This window comes from Novosphingobium mathurense, assembly GCF_900168325.1.
Classification (GTDB): Bacteria; Pseudomonadota; Alphaproteobacteria; order Sphingomonadales; family Sphingomonadaceae; genus Novosphingobium; species Novosphingobium mathurense.
This window is the reverse complement of the sequence record NZ_FVZE01000002.1, coordinates 547,554-568,141: the sequence shown is the minus strand read 5'-3', so window position 1 is coordinate 568,141 and position 20,588 is coordinate 547,554. Positions and strand designations below refer to the sequence as shown.

Genomic DNA, 20,588 nt, shown 5'->3' with positions numbered 1-20,588 from the left:
GGCCAAGGCGCTCACTCACTCACCTCCACTGGCCTGGCAGCAGATTCGACGGATTTCGAGGGATCGCCCGGGGGGGCCTCACTTCGGTTTTCACCGGGACGGGATCGCAAACTGCTGTCTGACCCCGCCGGCGATGCGATGCGCGCCTCGAATTCTTGCCTTGTTTCGAACCTTTCGATCCTGCCGTTGTTCATCGCCATGATGTGACTGGCATGGGCGATCACGCTGGGGCGATGGGCAATGACGACGACGATCGCCCCGCGCTGACGGGCCTGCCTGATCGCCAGACCCAAGGCCCGCTCACCATCGTGATCGAGATTGCTGTTGGGTTCGTCAAGTACCAGCAGGAAAGGATCTGCAAACAGCGCCCGCGCGAGTGCGATGCGCTGTTGCTGCCCGGCAGACAGACCGCTGCCATGCGCCCCGATGACGTGATCGTAGCCTCCTTCCAAACGCACGATTAGATCGTGGCAGTCCGCCGCATTTGCCGCGGCCAGAATCGCCTCGCGATCGGCATCGGGCTGGAACCGGGCGATGTTCTGGCCGATCGTTCCCTCGAACAGTTCGATCGACTGCGGCACGTAGCCGAGAATCCGCGCGATCTCGTCCGGCGACCACTGGTCCAGAGTCGCGCCATCCAGCCGAATCGCACCGCGAAGGGGCTTCCAGACGCCGCAAAGCACGCGCGCAAGTGTCGTTTTCCCGGACCCGCTTCTGCCTACTACCGCCAGTGCATCGCCCGCGCTCAACCGGAAGCTCAGATCGAGGACCGCGACTTTCTGCGTCCCCGGAGGTCCGGCAGCGAGCCCCTGCACTACGAGATCGCGCCGGGGGCCTTCCAGTCCCATGGGCGCAACGCGAAACGGTACAGCTTCGAACAGGTTGCGCAGGCGATCCAGCGCCTGCCGGGCCGAAACCATCCCCTTCCAGTTGGCGATGACCTGTTCGACGGGAGCAAGCGCGCGGGCGGACAGGATCGACCCGGCAATAATGATCCCACCGGTCGCACGCCCGTCGATCACCAGAAACGCGCCCAGAGCCAGCGTCGCCGACTGGAGCAGCATGCGAAAGGCCTTGGTCGATCCCGACAGGGTGCTGGAGATCGCCGAGAACCGATCATTGGCGCGAAGGAATTCGGCCTCGACACTGTGCCATTCGCTTTGCCGCGCGCTTTCCATGCCGAGCGCCTTGAGCGTTTCGGCGTTGCGCAACGTGGATTCTGCCAGACCGACCCGCCTTGCTCCCGAACGCATGGTCGCCAGCGCCAGCGGTTCGGTCATCCGGTTGTTGACGAGCATCAGCGTCACCAGCACCGCCACACCGAACAGGGCGAGCAGACCGATGTTCCAGTGGAATATGGCGAGAATGAGCAGATAAACCGCGATCCACGGCAGGTCGACGCAGGCCAACGGCCCCGGCCCCGACAGACAGGCCCTGACGGTATCGGCGTCGCGCACGATTTGCGTTCCATTGGGCATCGCGCCGCGCGTCAGTTCATGGCGTGACAGGACATCGAGCACCCGGTCGCTAATCCCGCGCATGAACAGCGAGCCGACCTGCACCATCACCCGCCCCCGCACCACGTCGAGTAACGCCTGGAAGGCATAGGCAAGCGCCACCATCAGCAGCAGGCTGACGAGCGAGGGAACGCTGCGGCTGGGCAGGACATCGTCATAGACGAGCAACATGAAGAACGATCCGGACAGCAGCAGCACGTTGTAAACGCTGCTGATTGCCAGGACCGGCAAGAGCACGCGCCTGAGCGGCACAAGCGCCTGCTTCAGTTCCGTATTCAACCGGGGCGCGAGGATCATGCAGTCACTTCCATGGCGAGGGCCGCATTACATATCGCCGGGCATGGTTCTGGCGATCAGAAGTAGGTCCGTTCCCGAACCAAACCGGATGCAGTCGCGGTTCCCATCTGCCTCGTATCTCCTAGGATCAGTGCAGCAATCGCGCCTTTGCCGGAGGGAGGCGGCGGAGCGGGCAACCGGAATCCGGACAGCCCGCTCCGCACGGTTCCCCCGCGCCCGGTGCGATGCCTTCCAAACCATCTCATGAGGAACCATGCGTGAAGTGCAGGGCATTCTTGCATCTGTCGATTGGCCTGTTCGCGGCCCTGTCCGCCCTCAAGGCGAAGGCGGACACGCTGGAACAGGCCATTGCCAGGGCGCATGAAAACAATCCGCAACTGAAAGGAACCAAATTTCTGGCCCGGGCCGCCGATGCCGCAGTCATCAGGGCCAAGGGTGCCTATGGTCCCAGCCTCTCGGTTTCGGTCCGTCATGAATATACTTTCGATCGCACGACGCTGGACGATCTCGCTTTTGACGATCAGGGCTTGGGCACCACCGCCTCCCTTTCGCTTTCGCAACCGCTGTTCACATCGGGGCGCCTTGCCGCTGGCCTGGATTCAGCGCGCGCGAACCGGATGATCGCGCAGGAAAACCTACGCGCCGCCAGCCAGCAACTGACGCTCGATGTCGTGAATGCCTACGCCTCGCTGCAGCGGGACATCGCCCTCTATCGCGTCGCCCGGGACATCCACGCCCTGCTTGCGCAACAACGCGACGTCACAGCCGCCCGGTTCAGGCTGCGCGATTCGACAAGATCCGATCTCGATCAGACTACCAACCGGCTGGAGATCGCTGCCGGACGGGTGATCCGGGCCCGCGCTGCCGTGGAAACGAGCGCAGCGCGCTATCGCAATATCGTCGGCGCTTATCCCGACGATCTGGCCGCGCTTCCCGACATTCCGCCCGTTCCGCCGCTCTCTGACCTCTATGCACAGGCGGACGCGAGCAATCCACAGGTCCGGGCGGCCCGCTATACGGCGCTCAGATCACGGGCCGCGGTCGCCTCGGCCCGCGCGGCGATGGGCCCGCAATTCAGCGCCTTCGCTTCGGCCGAACGCGCGCCGTTAACCCCTTACCAGAACACCCGGCGGGTTGAACGGGTAGTGGCCGGTGTCAGTCTGGCGATGCCGCTTCATTCGGGCGGACAGCTAACCGCGGCCCTGCGGGAAGCGGAGCAGCGCAACCTTGCCGACAGCCAGTTCGCCGAACAGACCCGCCGCGACGTGCGCGAAACGCTGGCGACCGACTGGAACCTCTATCGCGCCGCAGCCGAGGCACTCCCGCGCTTCGACGCGGCCGTTCGCGCGGCAGAGAGCGCCGTCGCCGGGGTGAAGCGTCAGGAAACCGCCGGCATACGAACCCTGCGCGAAGTTCTGGAGGTAACCAACGACCTGCTCACTGCCCGCACCAGCGCGGCCGAGACGCGCGCCGAACTGTTCATCCGCAAGGTCGCGGTCCTGCGCGATGCCGGAATTCTCGGCCCGGAGATGTTCGATATCAGCTCAACGCATCTTGAAAATGACGTGGCGGACGAGAGCGCGCCGCAACCGTTCATCCCGGCTGGGTTGCCCTTGCGCCCGATCCTCGATCCGTTCGACCGCATCCTGAGCAACAGTCATGTTCCGCAAGTCCCCGTCCTGATCGAGAACGATGAAACCTTCCTCTGGGACGATGGGGCGGACGGATTGAAGAAACCCTCACCTTGAGCCGTGCGCGCGCTTAATCCACTTGGCACAGGTCGGCAACGAAACCCCTGTGATCCGAACCCAGATCGGGGCTGGTCCGGATGGCTTCGACCTTCCAGTCACGACCCACCAGCAAGTGATCGATTTGCCAGAACCCGGGATAACGGTGTCCTTCGTAAGTAAGCGGCCACGTGGGCCGATCGGTACGCGTCAGGCTCATGCCGTTGCGTGCGGCGTAATCGGCCAGGAGCCGCATTCTTGGCGAAAGGTTGAAATCACCGATGATCACCGACGATGCCGGTACGGTCAGCGCCTTGCCGAGTTGCTGCAGTTCATGAGCCTGTCGCCCCAACGGCAAGGGGCGTGACAGGTGGACCGCAAAGACCTGCAGATCCCCCGCGCGCCCGGCATGATCAGAAAGTCCTTTGAACGGGAGGTCCATTCTTGCGGCCGGCAACGACTTGCGGTTGAAAGGATCGCCGTGGGTCAGCGCCTCCATCCCGGCAGGTTCGATGCTGGAGAACAGCGCCGTCGAGCATCGGCCGTTGTCGAGACACGATTGCCAGTGGGGATAGCGCTTTTCGAGCATGCCGTGCAGCGGCAGGTACCTGGGCAATTCGGCCACACCGACGACCTGCGGCGATTCAGCGTCGAGCCAGGCGGCGATGCGATCCGGCTCCTTCGGCTTGTGGGTGTTCATCCAGGCGATCCGCAGACGCGCGCCGGAGGGCGAACAGGCCGGGGATCGGGTCAGGTCCGGCCAGAACAGGCCAAGCGCCGGCAGGCAGCAGAAAGCCAGTGCGCCACGCCCCGTCCACGATCGGGCCCACATGGCGAGGACCGCGACGAGAAGCAGACTGATCCCTCCGAGCGGTGCGGCAAGAAGGTTGATGAGGTCGAGCGCAGGATGCGCATTGCCGAAGCGCGCAAGGATCAGAAGCAGAAGAATTATCGCCAGCAGGCATTGCCCCAGGCAGTACCAGCAGGAACGTCTGGTGGAGCGCGACTTGCCATCCATGCACCGCTTCTCCTTGCTGAATCGACAGGTCACTGGATTGCAGCCTCCCGCCGGAACTGCAACGCCCTCACCCGATTTCGCGTCGCCCCGAAGATGAAATTGGGTCCGATTTGGCGGAGTCAGATCCGCGCATCGCGTCCCGATGGCGCTAGCCTCGTCAAGTACGCAGCGCGCGGCTGCTTGCCTGCGGCAGGAGTCGCGGACCCAATCCAGCTCGGGAGCAACGGACCTTGCGAGAATCCTTCTTTCTGGCGCTTGCCAACCGCATGCCACGCGGCCGCTTTGGAATCCGGGCGCGCCGGGAATTGCTGAGGCTTGCCGGCATCGCAGTAAAAGGAAAGGTCATGGTTCTGGGTCCGGTGACGATCGTACCGGTCGGTGGCGGCCGGCGTATACGCATCGGCGAGCGGACCTTCATCAACAATGACGTGCGCTTCGCCAGCCACGGCGGCGTAACGATCGGGCGCCATGTGCAGATTGCCGCACGGGTCAATTTCGAAACCGCAACGCACCCGCTCACCGCCACGCCGGGCTGCGCAAGGCCAAGTGTTTACGCGCCGATCGTCGTCGAGGACCATGCCTGGATCGGCGCCGGGGCCATCGTGCTGCCCGGAGTGACGATAGGTCACGGGGCAGTCGTGGCTGCCGGAGCCGTGGTGCACCGCAACGTGGCGCCGATGACTGTCGTCGGGGGCGTGCCCGCACGCTTCCTACGCGACGTGCCCACAGCAAGCGCAATCCCGACCGAAACGGCGACAGATTGTACCACGCGCGACGAACGCTGGCGCGCCTGACCAGACCTGTCTGCGCAGGGCTCAGGCCCACGCTCGATCGTCCCCGGGCATGGATCGGATTCGGATCCGCCTGACGTTCCGGCCCTGACCTTACCGTCCTAGAACAGCTGAAAAACAAAACCCAAGTTGCGGAGACGTGAGCAATGACTGCATGTGACCAGATCCCGGCCCTTGAGCCATCGGTGGCCGTTATCGTCGCCAGCCTCGGCCGCCCTGACCTCGTCCATCAGTTCCAGGACCTGATGGCACGGCAGACAAGCAGCCCGGACATGCTTCTTTTCTCCGTCGTCAGCGCGGCAGACCTTCCATCCGGCCTTGAGGAAAGCACGCGCCTGCGTGTCGTCCGGGGCAGCAAGGGCCTGTGCGCCCAACGCAATCGCGCGCTGGACTGGCTGAACGCGCGCTTCGATATCGTCGTATTCTATGACGACGATTTCGTCCCGTCGAAGTTCAGCATCGAACATATCCGCGCATTCTTCGCCGAGCACCCGCACGTCGCAGGAGCGACCGGCACCGTCCTGGCGGACGGCATCAACGGCGCAGGCATCTCTTACGACGAGGCGCTGCAGATCGTGCGCGGACATGAGGAACGCGGGTTCGCGCCCAACTGCATCGTCAGGGAATTGCGGGGACTTTACGGCTGCAACATGGCCTATCGCACCGCCGCCATCGGAGAACACCGTTTCGACGAACGGCTTCGGCTCTATGCCTGGCAGGAGGACATCGACTTTGCCGCCTCGGTCGGCAGGAATGGCCGGATCGTCCAGACGTTCGCCTTTGCGGGGGTCCATCGCGGCGTCAAGCTGGGCCGCACGCCCGGAATGAAGCTCGGCTATTCGCAGATCGTCAACCCCTCCTACCTCGTGCGCAAGGGTACGATGTCACATCGCTTCGCCGCCCGGCTGATGCTGCGCAATCTCGCGGCCAATCATCTGAAGGCCTTTCGGCCGGAACCCTGGGTGGACCGCGCGGGACGGGTGAAAGGCAACTGGATCGGCCTGTTCGATCTGATTCGCGGCCGCCTGACTCCGGAACGGATCGAAACGCTGTGATTTCAGATAATTATATCCAATGTAACCTAACCAACGTCTTCCACCGACTTGCCCGTGCAGGATCGCGGCGGGGACTACGCACCTGTTGCGGCAGGAGCAAACAACCGCGGGTTGACGGTTCCATAACCACACAAGTTCCTCTATAAGCGCACAAACAGGTGCGTTATGTACGCTCCTCAACAGTAAAAACGATGAACGAAGGTCCGCACATATCCAGTCCCATGCAGCGGGGACGACGCGAGCAGAGTCGCTTACGCGTCCGCCTGCCCTTGCGCCTGGAAACGAGGACGATGACCTGTCGGGCGATACTGATCGATCTGTCATCGAGCGGCGCGCGGCTGGCCCTTGAGGAACTGCCCCGGGTGGGTACGGACGCGCTGATCCTCTGGGACAAGTACGAGGCATTCGGCGAAGTGGTCTGGGCCGAAAGGATGCAGTGCGGCATTGCCTTCTTCGACCCGATCCCTGCAGACGTGGTGCTGAAAACCCGCGAACTCGATGATGCCGCCCACCTGCCGCAGGACAGGGAGCTGCTGCGACAGGTGGCACGGCAATGGGTCGAGGGGTCGACCCGTCTCTGACCGAAGAGGGAAATCCCCTTGCCTGAGGGGGTCAGACAGGCGCGGGAGCGGCCAGAGAAACTTCTGAAAAATAGCGAGCCATGGCATCGACGGCCGGCTCGGTCAGTTCGATGAAGGCACGGCGGCGATCGCTGTCGTCGCACACGCGGACGAACAGGCCCGCTTCGACCATCTGCCCGATCCAGCGCAGCGCCGTCGTCGGCGGCACGCCTGAAGCGATGCACAGCGAGGTTACCGAGACCCGCTTGCGTTCCAACCCGGCAGCCGTGAGATCGAGCAGCATGTCCCACGCCGGGTCCGCGAAGAGTTCCTCGTCAAGGAAACGCCCCCGCAATTGCCGCAAGCGAATGATCTGCCGCACCATCTGCGCGTCGGGCAGCGTCGGGCGTGCAACCTCCCGCCCGGCATAAGCGCCGCGCGCTTGCCCCTGCGATCCTGCGGGTTCGAACGAGAAGGCCGATGCCGCACTGGCCGGAGCGGGATTGGCGCCGGGCGCCAGCCGCTCGATACGTCCGGCGATCTGGCTGACCTGCTCGGTGAGCCGCAAGAGCATCAGTCGATCGTTCTCGGACAATTCGCGCAGGCGCCCCTGCGGGAATTCCGCAAGGACGCGGCCAAGCGCCAGAACCCGCTCGGCCCGGTTGGGATCGACAAGCAGAATGGGGGCTGACTGATCCATGCAGGCAAAGACCGCATCGAGCGCATCGACCGTAGTCGAGACGATCAGCCGACAGCCCCCCGAGGCCGCTCGCTGGTCCAGTTCGGACAAAGTCGCCATCGCCTTCCCATCGACTTGCGGACAATCGAGCAGAACCACGTCGCCCAGGGCGCGCAACGGCGCATCGACAATGTCCTGCAACGGCCCCGCGGCTGACACCGTCAGCCCGGCGGCGGCGGCATCTTCGCGCAGGCTTGCCCGCAAGTGACCGCGATTGGCAAAAATCGAAATCGAGACCGACTGCCCGGTGTCGCCATTGCCGGCCGGGCCACTGCCGCTATCCGCCTTGACGTAGGAAAAATCGCTCTGGGCAAAGTCCGTCGCTGCCATGTCGTCCCGCCCTCATGCTCCTTGATGAGAACATAGTTGGAACAAATTGGCCTCAAGTCAATGAGGACTGGCGTTAACTTACTGTCACCAGCCGGAAAGCTCCCGCGTGACCAGAGATTTCAGCATGGTCATGCCCAGGTCGGTATCGTTGAGGCAGGACAGCACGGCGTAGCGTTCTCCACCGGCCGCCTCGAAGACTTCACGTCCGCGAATCGCCAGTTCCTCCAGCGTTTCCACGCAGTCGGCCGAAAAGCCAGGCGCTGCGATCGCCAGTCGCCGCGTGCCTGCCTTGGCCTGTTCTTCAAGAACCGTCTCGGTCGCCGGTTCCAGCCACTTGGCGCGACCGAACCGCGACTGGAAGCTGGTCTCGATCCGCAGGTCCGGGTGGCTTTGGGCAAGACGCTCTGCCAGCAGGCGCGCGGTCTTGCGGCAGTGACAGTGATAGGGATCGCCCAGGTGCAAGGTACGTTCCGGCATCCCGTGGAACGACAGCAGCAGCGTTTCGGGCGTAAAGTCGAGCCCCTCGACCTGCGCGGCGATGTCCGCCTCCAGCGCGCCGATATAGGCTTCGTCGTCATAGTAGGGCGGCAGGGTACGCAAGGCAGGCTGCCAGCGCAGGTCGCGCAGCGCAGCGCCCAACTTGTCCATGACCGAAGCCGTCGTCGCGCCCGAGTATTGCGGGTAAAGCGGGGCCACGAGGATGCGGTCGCAACCGGCGTCCATCAGCGCCTTGAGCTTCGAGGGGATCGACGGATTGCCGTAGCGCATCGCCCAGTCCACCCGCACGCTATCGCCCAGCATGTCCTGCAGCTTGCGTGACTGTGCGGCGGTGATGGCGGCAAGCGGGGAGCCCTCGTCGGTCCAGACCTGTGCATAGGCGTGGGCGGATTTCGCAGGCCGGGTGCGCAGGATGATGCCGTGGAGGATCGGCTTCCATGCGATCGCCGGGATTTCCACCACGCGCTTGTCCGAGAGGAATTCGGCAAGGTAGCGCCGGACCGCATCGGGAGTGGGCGCGTCTGGGGTGCCCAGATTGACGAGCAATACCGCGACGCCTCCACTCGACACCGTGGGGTGATCGGCAGGCTGGATCTCGGGGCTGGTCATTACAGTTCCTCGGCAAAGAGCGGAAGGCGCCGGAAGCGGTATCCGGTCGCGGAGTAAAGCGCATTGGCGACCGCCGGAGCAACGGCGGCGACACCCAGTTCACCCGGGTCGGCAGGCTCGGCATCGCTGGCGATGAAAGCCACGTCGATCTCCGGGCTGTCGGCCAGGCTCGGCAAGGCAAGGTCGCCCAGACCGTCGGTATCGGGGCGGCCATCGGTATAGCGCGTACTGCTGCCCAGCGTCAGGCCGAGGCCGAAGATCAGCCCGCCTTCGATCTGCTGGCGGGCAATGTCGAAATTGACGATCCGCCCGATGTCGGCCACCGCGCTCAGCTTCTCGACCCGCACGCCGTTCTCGTCGCGCCGGGCGCTGGCGACGACGGCGATGCGCCCTTCGCCGATCATGTGGCAGGCGATCCCCTGCCCACTGTTGTCCCCGCCGCCGCCCCACTCGGCCAGCGCGGCAACGCGCTGGAGGCATTCGGCAAGGCGCGGGTTCTGTCCGAGCATCGCCATGCGGAAGGACAGCGGCTCGCGCTCGGCCTTGTGAGCGAGCTCGTCGATGAAGGATTCGGTGAAGAAGGCGGTATAGCCGTGCGCATTGCCGCGCATGCGCGCCGTGGGCAGATCTATGCGCGCGGGCACGTGATCGACCGCGACATTGGCGATGCGATAAGGCGGGATTGCGCCGTCGACCGCCATGGCATCGCTTTCACCGACGACAGCGCGGATCGCCTCCTGCGGCGTATCGCCATCGAACAGGCGCCTGCCGAATTCATGCGCCGTGGGCGGAGCGGCAATGCGCGCCCGCCAGCCGACCGGATTGCCCTCTGCATCGGTTCGCGCCGCCATCACGGCAACCGCGGGCGTGCGTGGCAGCCCTGCCGCCTGCTCCTGCCGGCGCGACCACGTCAGCTGCACCGGTTTTCCCACCTCGCGAGCGATCAGCGCGGCCTCCACCGCGTGATCGAGCTCAAGGCGCCGGTCGAAGCTGCCGCCGATCGGCATGGGATATAGCACGATGTCCGCCACGCTCATGCCCAGAGCCTGTGCAGCGGCCTTGCGCGTTGCCTCGGGCGCCTGCGTGCCGACCCATAGCTCCAGCCTGCCGCCCTCGATCCGAGCCGTTGCGCTGGCGGTCTCGATGGTGGCGTGAACGGCCGGAGCGATTTCATAGCGGATCTGCAGGGGCAGCCCGCCCTTCACCTGCTCCATGTCGCCATAAGCGAAGATGCGGTGGGCCTCGCCCTGCTGCATCGCCGCGTCGAGCGCGGTATCTGCCTGGCCGCTGTCGGCTGCGCCGGACACCCGGTACCGGGGCGCTGCGCGGGAAAGCGCGGTGTCGGCCGTCCACCAGTCGCGGGCGACGGCGGCGAGCCAGGGACCGTGCTGCACGAAGCGGTCGAAGGCACGCAAGCCCTTGCCGGCATCCTGCTTGTAGCCGATGACTTCGGCGCGACCGAGCGGCGCGTGGCGGATCGCGGCGTGGACCATGCCCGGAATGCGCACATCGCCGGCGAAGGTCCATGTCCCGTCGACCTTGGAGGGAAGATCGAGGCGCGGAAAGGCAAGCTGCAGGCCAGGCACGAAATCGCCGGGATCCTCGCTCATCGGCTGCGGGTCGAGCGGCGGCGGATCGGGCGGCGAGAAACCGACCGCTTCGCTGGCGAGCGTGCCGAAAGGCAGGCGCTTGCCCTCGTGCATCACGAAACCGCCCTGTACCCGGCACTCCTCCCAGGCAACGCCCCAACGGACGGCGGCAGCCTGCATCAGCATCGCGCGGGCCGAGGCGGCCGCTTCCCGGGCGGGGGTTTCGAAGGCGGCTAGCGCGGTGCCATCCGCAGTCACGTTGAAGCGGGTATCCTGCGCCCAGCGGCGGGTGAAGACGCTGTCCGGTTCCTCGGCGAGCTTGGGAAAGGCCGGCATCCACAGCGGCGCCCAGCGCGCGGCGAGGACCAGATTGGCATAGATCGCGCTGGTGGGGGCAGGCTCTACCGCCACCTGCCGCCAGTCGGCGCCGAGTTCATGCGCCACGATCTGCGGGATGAGAGTGGTGACGCCCTGCCCCATCTCGACTTGCGGAACCGCGACCGAGACGACCCCGTCGCTGCCGATCTTGATCCAGGCATCGAAGGCATACTCGTCCCGCCCCGGCTCAAGCGGCAGCGGAAAATGGCGCGGACGCAAGGCGTAGCCGATGGCAAGTCCGCCACCTGCAAGGGCGCCGATCAATATGCCTCGGCGCGTGATCGCCATCAGGGGCGAGCCTTGCCCGCGCCGCCGTCGAGCCACTCACCGACCTTGCGCGCAAGATCCGCGAAACCTTGCGCCTGCGGCCCTTCCCCGGCAGCGGGTGGCTGTCCCGCATCGCTGTCGAGCCGAATCGACATGTCGAGCGGGATGCGCCCCAGGAAAGTCTGGCCCATGGTTTTGGCCACCGCTTCCGCGCCGCCGGCGCCGAAGGGATCGCTCACTTCGCCGCAATGCGGGCAGGCGTAGCCGGCCATGTTCTCGACGACGCCGACGATCGGCACGCCGCCCTTCTCGAACAGTTCGATCGCGCGGGTGGCGTCCATCAGCGCGAGATCCTGCGGCGTCGAGACGATCACCGCGCCGGCCGGCTTGAACTTCTGCAGCATCGTCAGCTGCACGTCGCCGGTGCCGGGCGGCAGGTCGACGATCAGGATTTCCGCGCCGTCCCAGTGGCCCTCGAGCAATTGGGTCAGGGCACCGGCCGCCATCGGCCCGCGCCAGGCGATGGCCTGCCCGGGATCGGAAAGGTGTGCCATCGACAGCACCGGAACGCCCCAGCGGCTCGCGATCGGCACAAGCTTGCTGTCATGCGCGACCGGGCGCTGCCCCTCGGTGCCGAGCAGGCGCGCCTGCGACGGGCCGTAGATATCGGCATCGACGAGGCCGACCTTGCGCCCCTGCCGGGCGAGCGCGACGGCCAGATTGGTGGCCAGCGTCGACTTGCCGACCCCGCCCTTGCCCGATCCGACCGCGATGATCCGGCGCTCGACCTTGTCGGCCATCATCGCCACGCGCACTTCGGAAACGCCGTCGGCGCTTGCAAGCGCCTGCTTCGCCGCAGCTTCGAGCGCGTTGCGCGCCGACGAATCGAGTCCGGTCGCATCGAGCACCAGCGTGGCCCGGCCGTCTGCCAGCCGCACCGACTGCAACCGCGTTGCCGCCTCCTGCGGCAGCAGCGCTTTCAGTCCCTCGGCTTGATCGTTCGACATGTCTACTCCGGCCCTAGTTCAGGGGCTCAGGTGGCAAAGGGAATGAAAAAGGGCAAGAGAGGCACTGTTTTTGTGGGGATAGGCTTCCTATAGATGGTCCCATGAAAGCAATCGGTGGTGCAATCGCACGAGCAGGCCTTGCCATGTCCGGACGTCGCAGTCCCTGGGGCGGAAGTGACAAGGGCGGCGAAGGGCCTTCGGACGAGTCCGGCAAGGACGGCGAAGACAACGACGGGGACGGCGCGTCCGACGGGGACGCGGATCGTTCCGGGGACAAGCGCGGCCCGCGCAACCCCTGGCTGCCCAGCGGCTCCACGCCGCCGCGCCGGTCTGCCAGCATCGAAGACATCTTCCGCACGCGCGACCCGCGCCGGCCCGGCGGCGGCTCGGGCGGCCCCGGCGGCGGCGGTGGCGGCTTTCCGCGCCTGCCGCAGCGCCCTGACGGCAAATCGTGGCTGCCGCTCGGCATCGGTGCAGCGGTCGCAGCGCTGCTTGCGCTGTCGAGCGTTCACATGATCGGCCCGAAGGAACAGGCCGTCGTGACCCTGTTCGGCAAGTATGCGCGCACGATCGATTCGGGCGTGAACTTCACCCTGCCCTGGCCGGTCGAGCAGGTCGACGTGGAAGACGTTCGCACCTTCACCGTCGATTCGATCCCCGAGGGCGAGACCGAGAAGCTGATGCTGACGAGCGACAAGAACCTTGTCGACCTTAGCTATCTGGTGCGCTGGAACATCAAGAACCTGGTGAACTACAAGTTCCGCCTCACCGATCCGAAGGAAACCGTGCGCGAAGTGGCCGAGGCCGCGATGCGCGCCTCGATCGCGCAGATCTCGCTGAACGATGCGCTTTCGGGCGCAGGCCGCGCGCAGGTGGAGCAGGACGTGCGCGAGCGCATGCAGCGCATCCTCGACTACTACAAGGCGGGTGTGGCCGTGCAGGGCGTGGAAATCAAGAAGGCCGACCCGCCCAGCAAGGTGGTCACCGCCTTCCAGCAGGTCACCGTGGCCCAGCAGGAAGCCGAGCGCGACCGTTCCGAAGCGCGCGCCTGGGCGCAGCAGCTGCTGGCCCGCGCGCAAGGTGACGCGGAAGCCTTCGACAAGGTCTATCAACAGTACAAGCTGGCCCCAGAGGTCACCAAGCGGCGCATGTATTACGAAACCATGGAGCGGGTGCTGCGCGACAACGACACGGTCGTGGCTGAAGCCAAGGGTGTGACGCCCTACCTGCCGCTGTCCGAAGTGAGACGCCGCGCCGCGGACACTGCCCCGGATGCAACCGCCAAGGGAGGCCAGTGATGTCCAACGTCTGGCAGGACTACAAAGCCTTCTGGATCGGCGCCGGGGTCATCGTCGTCGCCATCCTGATGAGCATGATCGTCGTTCCCGAAAGCGAACAGGCCGTCGTCATCCGCACCGGCAAGCCGATTGCGGTCTACAACGGCTACGACCCCAAGGCCGCCTTCGGCCAGACCGACGCGGGCGTGCATTTTCGCATCCCGCTCGTCGACAAGGTCCAGCGCATCGACAAGCGCCTGCTCTCGGTCGACATGGAACAGCAGCAGGTGCTCTCCACCGATCAGGACCGCCTGATCGTCGATGCCTATGCGCGCTATCGCATCATCGACCCGATCAAGATGGTCGAAACCGCTGGCACGACCGAGCGCGTCACACAGCAGCTTGAGCCGATCCTGTCCTCGGTGCTGCGCCAGGAGCTGGGCAAGCGCACGTTCCAGTCGCTGCTCACCGCAGAGCGCGGCAAGGCGATGGAGAACATCCGCGACGGTCTCGACCGCGAGGCGCGCGAATATGGCGCCCAGGTCGTCGATGTGCGCATCAAGCGCGCCGACCTGCCCGAAGGGGCGCTGGCCAGCGCCTTCACCCGCATGGAAGCGGCGCGGCAGGAGGAGGCCAAGACGATCACCGCCGGGGGTCAGAAGGACGCACAGATCATCCGTGCCGGAGCCGAAGGGCAGGCCGCGAAGATCTACGCCGACAGCTTCGGCCAGGATCCCGGCTTCTACGACTTCTATCGGGCCATGCAGAGCTATGACGTCTCGTTCGCCAAGAGCGAGGACGGCAAGACCATTCTGCTGGGTTCCGACAATGCTTACCTGAAGCATTTCAAGGAACCGTGAGAGCGGCCTACTTGGCCGAAAACTGGCGGAAATCAGGCGCCATTCAAGGTCGGTTAAGCTCATGGAGCGTCAATCGGCAGGGGGTCGATGGATGGTGTCGAACACCGTCGAAATGGAGGAATCAAAGGACGTGAAGCCCGTGCGATATGCTTATGGATTGACCACAGCCCTCCTGCTTGGAGGCGCCACCCTGTCGCTCGCAACCGGCTATCCGGCAGGAGCGCAGGTCGCCCAGAACGAAGCCGGCCAGATGGCCCATGTAGTGCCGCGTGCCGGCGCTCCGGCCAGTTTCGCGGACCTGACCGAACAGCTTGCGCCGGCGGTGGTCAACATCTCGACCCGGCAGCGAATCCAGGTCCAGCAGAGCAACAATCCGTTTGCCGGAACGCCTTTCGAAGGACTGTTCGGCGGTGGCGGCGGCGGCGCCAGCCCGCAAACGCGCGAGGCGCAGTCGCTCGGCTCCGGCTTCATCATCAGCGCCGATGGCTACATCGTCACCAACAATCACGTCATCACCGCCGAAGGGCGCGGCGAGGTGGAATCGATTACGGTGACCACGCCGAGTGGCGAGGAATACCCCGCCAAGCTGATCGGCAAGGACGCGGCCTCGGACCTCGCCGTGCTGAAGGTCGAACGCTCGAAGCCCTTCCCCTTCGTGAAGTTCGGCGATTCCTCGCATGCGCGCGTAGGTGACTGGATCATCGCCATCGGCAACCCGTTCGGCCTGGGCGGCACGGTGACTTCGGGCATCATCTCGGCGGTCTACCGCAACACCGGCGGCGGCGGCGCCTACGACCGCTACCTGCAGACCGACGCGGCGATCAACCGCGGCAACTCGGGCGGCCCGATGTTCGACATGAACGGCCAGGTCATCGGCATCAACAACGCGATCTTCTCGCCCACCGGCGGCAGCGTCGGCATCGGCTTCGCCATCCCGGCGGAAACCGCAGCGCCGATCGTACAGAAGCTGATCAAGGGCGAAGCGATCGAGCGCGGCTATCTGGGTGTACGCATCCAGCCGCTTAACGACGATCTTGCCGACTCTCTGGGCCTCGATCGCAACAAGGGCGAGTTCATCCAGTCCGTCGAACCGGGCGGCGCGGCTGACAAGGCCGGGATCAAGGCCGGCGACGTCGTCGTCAGGGTCGGTGGCAAGGAAGTCACCAAGGAGCAGACGCTTTCCTACCTCGTCGCGAACACCGAACCGGGCAGCCGCGTGCCCGTCGACGTGATCCGCAACGGTCGCAAGATGACTCTCAACGCTACGGTCGCCAAGCGCCCGAGCGACGACGAGCTTCAGCAGAGCTTCAACTCTGACGACGACCAGCAGAACGCCGATCCCTTCAACAACCCGCCCAAGCAGCAGGAGCAGGGCTATATCGAGAAGTCGATCGGCCTCTCGGTCACCCCGCTCACGCCGCAGATCGCGCGCCAGCTCGGTGCGTCGGACAGCGTCAAGGGCCTCGTCATCGTCGCCGTGGACCCCAACTCGGACGCCGGTCAGAAGGGCTTTTCCCGCGGCTTCATCCTGCTCCAGGCCAATGGTCAGGACGTGAACACGCAGGCCGACCTCGAAAACGCCATCCGCGCCGCCAAGACGGACGGCCGTTCGGCCATCCTGCTGCGCGTCCAGCCGCGCGGCCAACCTTCCGCCTTCGTGCCCGTCCGCATCCGCTGACGGGATCTAGCGCCCCGACCGCAGGGTCGGGGCAGCGGACATACAGGAACACCCGCCGGAGCGATCCGGCGGGTGTTCCTGTATGGGCCGATGGTTCGCGCGTGCCGCGAGGTCCGACCCGACCTCGGCAAGCGCCAGGCAGGATCGAAGACGATCCTGCCTGGCAGGGCGTCAGTAATTGGGCACCGGCGTGCGCGTTGCGCCGGGTGCCGGAATGCGGGTCGCGCCCGGCGCTGGCGGGGTGACGATCTTGGGCGCAAGGCCCTGTCCCGGCCTGAGACCCGGATCATTGGCCGGGGCACGGCCGGTCGCACGGTCGAGGAAATCGTCATTGGCGGCAGGCGGATTGCCATAGTCGGGAACCATTGCCGGGCCGGGCCCCGGTCCGGGGCCGACCGTGCCGTCCTCATAGATCGGCGCGTCATCTCCGGAGCCGCTCCCCGGGTGCACCAGGTTGCCGTTCTCGTCGACATAGTAATAGTCGTCCGGGTTACCCTGGAGATACTCGTCGTCCGGCTCGAGCTGCCACTCGGGAAGCTGCAGTTCGGTATCGAAGTTTTCGACCGGTCGCTTGGCGACGGCAACCTTCATGAAGTCGGCAAACGCCCGCGCCGGGGCGTGGCCGCCGGACAGACCCGGCACCGCCTTGGCATCATCGCGGCCCATCCACACGCCGGTGGTCACGCCGCTCGAAAAGCCGAGAAACCAGCCGTCCTTGTTCGAACTCGTCGTGCCGGTCTTGCCGGCCACGGGTCGGCCGATCTGCGCCGCCCGTCCGGTGCCGGTTGCAACCGCAGACTGCAGCAGGTCGGTGATGCCGGCCGCGACGTAATGCGGCACCAGCACCTGACCGCGCACCGACTTGTGCTGGTAGAGCACTTCGCCATCGGTCTTCGTGACCTTGGTGATACCGTAAGGCTCCACCGAAGTGCCACCGGCGCTGACCGCGGCGAAGGCGCGGGTCATGTCGATCAGCCGCACTTCCGAAGTGCCCAGGACCATGGCCGGCTGGGTGTTGATCGGCGTGGTGATGCCGAAGCGGCGGGCCATGCTGGCCACCGTTCCGAAGCCCACCTCATTGCCGAGTTGCGCGGCAATGGTGTTCTTCGAATAGGCGAAGGCGGACCGGATATCGATCTGCCCGGCATACTTGCGCCCGGCATTGTGGGGGCTCCAACCGTCGATCGTCACCGGTTCGTCGACCACCGGATCGCTTGGCGTATAACCGGCTTCAAGCGCGGCCAGGTACACGAACAGCTTCCAGGCCGACCCCGGCTGGCGCTGCGCATTGGTGGCGCGGTTGTAGTTCGAATTGACGTAGTCGGTGCCACCGACCAGCGCGAGCACCGCGCCGTCGTTGTCCAAGCTGACGAGCGCGCCCTGTGCACCCTTTGGCGCATTGGCGATGATCGCTGCGGTCGCAGCCTCCTGCATCCGGGGGTCGAGCGTGGTCCACACTTCGATCGGCTCGTTGGTCTCGGGCAACAGCATGTCGAGCTGCGGCAGCGCCCAGTCGGTGAAGTAGCGAACCGAGTTCTGCCCCTTCTCCTTGGCGAGCTTGACCTTGGTGAGGTCGGTATTGTCGGCCTCGCTCTGTGTAATGACGCCGTTGTCGGCCATCGTACCCAGTACGACCTTGCCGCGCGTGATCGACGCCTGCACGTCGGCAGTCGGCGAATAGTTCGAGGGGGCCTTCACCAGACCGGCAATGATCGCAGCCTCTCCGGTCGAAAGCTCGGTCGCGGGATGGCCGAAGAACTTGCGGCTCGCTGCGTCGATGCCATAGGCGCCGCCGCCGAAATAGACCTTGTTCAGGTAAAGCTCGAGGATCTGGTCCTTGCTGAACTTGCGCTCCAACGCCAACGCCAGCACCATTTCGCGCGCCTTGCGCCCGAAAGTGCGGGCGTTGTTCAGGAAGATATTTCGCGCCAGCTGCTGGGTGATCGTCGAGGCACCCTGCTTCCAGCGTCCGGCTTCGTAGCGGACCATGACCGAGCGCACGATGCCGATCGGATCGACGCCGTAGTGATCGCGGAAGCGGCGATCCTCGACCGAGATCATCGCATCCTTCATGATGTGCGGAATCTGGTCGTAGCCCAGCCACTTGCCATAGCTCGGCCCGAGCGAGACAAGTTCGCTGCCGTCGCGCGCGCGCACGACAATCATCTGCCCGTTCTGGCTGCTCTTGAGCGCATTGAAATCGGGCAGTTCGCGCATGGTGAACGTCACGGCCGCAGCAAGGAAAAGACCGCCCAGCAATGCCAGGGCAAGCCCCCAGATCATCAGTGAGCGGATTGCGCGGAACCAGAGCGGTTTCCTGGTCGGCTTGGAGGAAGGGCCGCCCGATGTGCGGCGCCGGCCGGTATTCTTGGCCATCTTCTAGATGCAAACCCCTTTGACGGACATTCTGGTCCGAACGCGTCGTACACCTTGTACGCCGGATTTGTAACCCGACCTTAACAACGAGATGTGCATGAAGCGGCGCGTTCCGGCTCAGTCTTCCTTGGGCTGAAAGTCGAGCGAGGCACTGTTGATGCAGTAGCGCAGGCCGTCGGGCCCGGGACCGTCCGGGAACACATGGCCCAGATGCCCGGCGCAGCGGGCGCAGGTCACTTCGGTGCGCACCATGCCATGCGACACATCGCGATGTTCGTCGACAGCATCACCGGTCACGGGCGCCGTATAGCTCGGCCAGCCAGAGCCGGAATTGTACTTGGTATCGGAGGAAAACAGCGGCGCCCCGCATCCGGCACAGGTGTACATGCCTGCCTGCTTGTTGCTCTCGTACTTGCCGGTGAAAGCCCGTTCGGTGCCGGCCTGCCGCAGGACGTGATACTGCTCGGGCGACAGCCGTTCACGCCATTCTTCTTCGGTGAGGTTGAGCTTGTCGGTCATGTCTGCACTTCTCCTTGGGCGCAGATATGGGGCGGTGAAGCGCCGGTTTCCAGTGCGCACGCCGCCGCTTTCCCGCCGAACCGGCTCCCTGCTCAGCCGATCGGCTCGACGACCAGCACCACCCCGTCATGCCCGACAACCTTGAGGCGCGTGCCGACGATGGCATCGGCGCCCTTGGCGAGCCATTCGCTGTCGCCCAGCCGCACGCGGCCCGAACCGCCCTCGATCGCCTGCGTCACCACCACGGTTTCGCCCACCACGCGCTCGCCGCGCTGGTTCATCTTGGGATCGGCGGCCACCACCGGATGATCCCTGAGCACGCGCTTGCCGGTGAACACGGCGATGATCGACAGGAGCGCGAAGATCACGATCTGCAGCGGCAGGCCGATCGGCACGATCCACGCGACCAGTCCCGTGATCAGCGCCGCCCCGGCCATCCAGATGAGGAACACCCCCGGGATCGCCATTTCGGCGATCGCCAGCACGAGGCCGATGGCCAGCCAGGTGTAATGCACCTCCAGGTTCATCAGGTCGTCCATCAGCGGTCACCGCCGGCAGAAGGCGGCACGCTCGGCGCTGCACGGCGCGGCTGGGCCGGAGGCGCCGGGGGCGAAGACGGCGGATTGCTGTTCAGCGCTTCCTTGGCCAGTTCGCCGATACCGCCCAGCGTGCCGATGAGCTGGGTCGCCTCGACCGGGAACAGGATCGTCTTGGCATTGGGCGAAGTCGCGAACTTGGACACCGCCTCGGTGTACTTCTGGGCGATGAAGTAGTTGATCGCCTGCGAACCCGATTCCGCAATCGCCTGGCTGACCATGTGCGTCGCGCGCGCTTCGGCCTCGGCTTCGCGTTCGCGCGCCTCGGCGTCCCGGAAGGCCGCTTCGCGCCGTCCTTCGGCAGAGAGGATCTGCGACTGCTTTTCGCCTTCGGCACGCAGGATCGCCGATGCCCGGCTCGCCTCGGCCTCGAGAATCTCGGCGCGCTTCTCGCGCTCCGCCTTCATCTGGCGGGCCATGGCATTGGAAATGTCGAGCGGGGGACGGATGTCCTTGATCTCGACACGGGTGATCTTCACGCCCCAGGGCGATGTCGCATGGTCTACCACCGACAGCAGGCGGGCATTGATCTCGTCCCGCTTGGACAGCGTCTCGTCGAGGTCCATCGATCCCATGACCGTGCGCAGGTTGGTGGTCGTCAGCGCCATGATCGAGCTATAGAGGTTGTGCACCTCGTAAGCCGCCTTGCCGGCATCGAGCACCTGGAAGAACACCACCGCGTCGACACCGACCATTGCGTTGTCCTTGGTGATGATCTCCTGCCCCGGGATGTCCAGGACCTGCTCCATCATGTTCACCTTCTGGCCGACGCGGTCGACGAAAGGAATGATGACATGGAGCCCGGGTTGCGCCGCAAGCGTGAACTTGCCGAGCCGTTCGACCGTGTAAACGTAGCCCTGACGCACGACGCGTACGCCCATCATCAGGAAGACGACCACG

Annotated in this window: 17 protein-coding genes; 7 read left to right on the top strand and 10 right to left on the bottom strand. The window is 65.3% G+C overall.

Going from position 1 to position 20,588, the window contains the following annotated elements:
- Window positions 1-11: 11 nt before the first annotated feature.
- On the bottom strand, window positions 12-1,814 hold the full coding sequence (locus B5483_RS09545) for a type I secretion system permease/ATPase (protein ID WP_079730155.1): 1,803 nt from the start codon (window positions 1,812-1,814) through the stop codon (window positions 12-14).
- Between the two features lie 275 nt (window positions 1,815-2,089).
- On the opposite strand from B5483_RS09545, the gene B5483_RS09540 reads away from it, so the two are divergent.
- Window positions 2,090-3,562 carry a TolC family protein gene (locus B5483_RS09540; protein ID WP_245828901.1) on the top strand — a complete coding sequence of 491 codons (1,473 nt, stop codon included), beginning with the start codon at window positions 2,090-2,092 and terminating at the stop codon, window positions 3,560-3,562.
- A 13-nt stretch (window positions 3,563-3,575) separates the two neighbouring features.
- Here B5483_RS09540 and B5483_RS09535 read toward each other — a convergent pair whose 3' ends face one another.
- Window positions 3,576-4,559 (bottom strand): endonuclease/exonuclease/phosphatase family protein, encoded by a 984-nt coding sequence (locus tag B5483_RS09535; protein ID WP_176167990.1) that lies wholly within the window; start codon window positions 4,557-4,559, stop codon window positions 3,576-3,578.
- A 344-nt stretch (window positions 4,560-4,903) separates the two neighbouring features.
- Here B5483_RS09535 and B5483_RS23660 point away from each other — a divergent pair, with 344 nt between their 5' ends.
- From B5483_RS23660 to B5483_RS09520, 3 genes are all read left to right on the top strand, one after another.
- Window positions 4,904-5,353, top strand: a complete 450-nt coding sequence (locus B5483_RS23660) for an acyltransferase (protein ID WP_054946878.1) — start codon at window positions 4,904-4,906, stop codon at window positions 5,351-5,353.
- A 143-nt stretch (window positions 5,354-5,496) separates the two neighbouring features.
- On the top strand, window positions 5,497-6,405 hold the full coding sequence (locus tag B5483_RS09525; RefSeq protein ID WP_079730152.1) for a glycosyltransferase family 2 protein: 909 nt from the start codon (window positions 5,497-5,499) through the stop codon (window positions 6,403-6,405).
- A 191-nt stretch (window positions 6,406-6,596) separates the two neighbouring features.
- Window positions 6,597-6,986 (top strand): PilZ domain-containing protein, encoded by a 390-nt coding sequence (locus B5483_RS09520; protein WP_342743662.1) that lies wholly within the window; start codon window positions 6,597-6,599, stop codon window positions 6,984-6,986.
- Window positions 6,987-7,017: 31 nt separating this feature from the next.
- On the opposite strand, the gene B5483_RS09515 is transcribed toward B5483_RS09520, so the two are convergent.
- The 4 genes from B5483_RS09515 to B5483_RS09500 all read right to left on the bottom strand — a co-directional run bounded on the left by B5483_RS09515 (window position 7,018) and on the right by B5483_RS09500 (window position 12,382).
- Window positions 7,018-8,034 (bottom strand): helix-turn-helix domain-containing protein, encoded by a 1,017-nt coding sequence (locus B5483_RS09515; RefSeq protein ID WP_079730151.1) that lies wholly within the window; start codon window positions 8,032-8,034, stop codon window positions 7,018-7,020.
- An 84-nt stretch (window positions 8,035-8,118) separates the two neighbouring features.
- Window positions 8,119-9,141 carry a ferrochelatase gene (hemH, locus tag B5483_RS09510; RefSeq protein WP_054946863.1) on the bottom strand — a complete coding sequence of 341 codons (1,023 nt, stop codon included), beginning with the start codon at window positions 9,139-9,141 and terminating at the stop codon, window positions 8,119-8,121.
- On the bottom strand, window positions 9,141-11,396 hold the full coding sequence (locus B5483_RS09505; RefSeq protein WP_079730150.1) for a xanthine dehydrogenase family protein molybdopterin-binding subunit: 2,256 nt from the start codon (window positions 11,394-11,396) through the stop codon (window positions 9,141-9,143). The genes hemH and B5483_RS09505 overlap by 1 nt, the downstream gene beginning before the upstream one ends.
- The gene (locus B5483_RS09500; RefSeq protein WP_079730149.1) at window positions 11,396-12,382 is read right to left on the bottom strand and encodes an Mrp/NBP35 family ATP-binding protein; all 987 of its coding nucleotides are present in this window, start codon (window positions 12,380-12,382) and stop codon (window positions 11,396-11,398) included. The genes B5483_RS09505 and B5483_RS09500 overlap by 1 nt, the downstream gene beginning before the upstream one ends.
- Before the next feature lie 143 nt (window positions 12,383-12,525).
- Between B5483_RS09500 and hflK the strand changes: the two genes are divergently transcribed.
- From hflK to B5483_RS09485, 3 genes are all read left to right on the top strand, one after another.
- Window positions 12,526-13,680 (top strand): protease modulator HflK, encoded by a 1,155-nt coding sequence (hflK, locus tag B5483_RS09495; RefSeq protein WP_079730148.1) that lies wholly within the window; start codon window positions 12,526-12,528, stop codon window positions 13,678-13,680.
- Window positions 13,680-14,519: a protease modulator HflC gene (hflC, locus tag B5483_RS09490; protein WP_054946859.1), complete on the top strand. Its 840-nt coding sequence runs from the start codon at window positions 13,680-13,682 to the stop codon at window positions 14,517-14,519. The genes hflK and hflC overlap by 1 nt, the downstream gene beginning before the upstream one ends.
- Before the next feature lie 91 nt (window positions 14,520-14,610).
- Window positions 14,611-16,197: a Do family serine endopeptidase gene (locus B5483_RS09485; RefSeq protein ID WP_245828900.1), complete on the top strand. Its 1,587-nt coding sequence runs from the start codon at window positions 14,611-14,613 to the stop codon at window positions 16,195-16,197.
- A gap of 171 nt (window positions 16,198-16,368) precedes the next feature.
- On the opposite strand, the gene B5483_RS09480 is transcribed toward B5483_RS09485, so the two are convergent.
- The 4 genes from B5483_RS09480 to B5483_RS09465 all read right to left on the bottom strand — a co-directional run bounded on the left by B5483_RS09480 (window position 16,369) and on the right by B5483_RS09465 (window position 20,569).
- Entirely contained in the window at window positions 16,369-18,573 is a 2,205-nt protein-coding gene (locus B5483_RS09480) for a transglycosylase domain-containing protein (protein WP_079730147.1), read from the bottom strand.
- A gap of 117 nt (window positions 18,574-18,690) precedes the next feature.
- A complete protein-coding gene (gene msrB / locus B5483_RS09475; protein WP_079730146.1) occupies window positions 18,691-19,092 on the bottom strand; it encodes a peptide-methionine (R)-S-oxide reductase MsrB in 402 nt (133 codons plus the stop codon).
- A 92-nt stretch (window positions 19,093-19,184) separates the two neighbouring features.
- Window positions 19,185-19,631 (bottom strand): NfeD family protein, encoded by a 447-nt coding sequence (locus B5483_RS09470; protein WP_054946856.1) that lies wholly within the window; start codon window positions 19,629-19,631, stop codon window positions 19,185-19,187.
- Complete coding sequence (locus B5483_RS09465) at window positions 19,631-20,569, bottom strand: SPFH domain-containing protein (protein ID WP_054946876.1); 939 nt, start codon at window positions 20,567-20,569, stop codon at window positions 19,631-19,633. The genes B5483_RS09470 and B5483_RS09465 overlap by 1 nt, the downstream gene beginning before the upstream one ends.
- Window positions 20,570-20,588: the final 19 nt, after the last annotated feature.